Origin of the sequence: Paraburkholderia sp. BR13439, from assembly GCF_040948805.1 — a bacterium.
Lineage (GTDB): Bacteria > Pseudomonadota > Gammaproteobacteria > Burkholderiales > Burkholderiaceae > Paraburkholderia > Paraburkholderia youngii.
In genome coordinates this window covers 1-1,137 of sequence record NZ_JBFPKN010000116.1, presented here as the reverse complement: position 1 = coordinate 1,137, position 1,137 = coordinate 1, and the positions used below count along the sequence as shown (strand labels likewise).

The 1,137-nt window shown below is 60.9% G+C and carries 1 protein-coding gene; it reads left to right on the top strand.

Going from position 1 to position 1,137, the window contains the following annotated elements:
- Positions 1 to 1,137, top strand: a 1,137-nt coding sequence (locus AB3X96_RS42430) for an IS66 family transposase (protein ID WP_368594402.1), incomplete at both ends; no start/stop codon positions are given.

The following is a 1,137-nucleotide window of genomic DNA, read 5'->3' as shown; positions in this document are numbered from 1 at the left end:
AGATGAATCTGCTGGATGAGGCGATTGACGCGGATCTCGCCGCCATTGAAGTTGAACTCGAGCAACTTCAGCCACAAGCCACAGCCGAGCCGCTACCCCAGCAACCGAAGCGTGCAGCGCTGCCGGCACAATTGCCGCGCACAGAGATTCGCCACGAGCCGCAGAGCACCGTATGCCAGTGTGGCTGCGAGCGCGTACGCATCGGTGAGGACATCAGCGAGAAGCTGGACTACACGCCGGGCGTGTTCACCGTGGAGCGGCATATCCGTGGCAAGTGGGTGTGCAGAAACTGCGAAACACTGATTCAGGCTGCGGTGCCTGCGCATGTGATCGACAAGGGCATCCCGACCGCAGGACTGCTGGCGTCAGTGCTGGTTGCCAAGTACGCTGACCACCTTCCCCTGTACCGTCAGGAGCAGATCTTTGCGCGAGCGGGCGTCGCGATACCGCGCTCGACATTGGGCGCATGGGTCGGTACGTGCGGCGTGCAGCTACAACCGCTGGTCGACGCGCTGCATCAGGAAATCCTGCAGCAGGGTGTGCTGCATGCGGATGAGACGCCGGTACAGATGCTCAGTCCCGGCAAAGGCAAGACTCACCGCGCGTATCTGTGGGCGTATACGCCCACACACTACAGTGAGCTGCGCGCCGTGGTCTACGACTTCGCCGACAGCCGTGCAGGCGAACATGCCCGCGCGTTCCTCGCTGACTGGCAGGGCAAACTGGTATGCGACGACTACAGTGGGTACAAGGCTGGATTCCAGCAGGGCATCACTGAAATTGGATGTGCAGCGCACGCGAGACGCAAGTTCTTCGATCTGCACGCCAATCACAGCAGTCAGATCGCCGCGCAGGCGCTGCCGTTCTTTGCTGCGCTTTACGACATCGAGCGCGACGCTGCAGTGCTGCAAGCCGAGGAACGCCACAAGCTTCGACAGAGTCGGGCCAAGCCGGTCTGCGGCGCACTTCACGAATGGATGGTGGCGCAGCGCAAGCTGGTGTCGGAAGGCTCGGCGATTGCCAAAGCGCTGGATTACAGTCTTAAACGATGGGAAGCGCTGACCCGCTATCTCGATGACGGTCACGTGCCTATAGACAACAACTGGGTCGAAAATCAGATACGTCCTTGGGCTATCG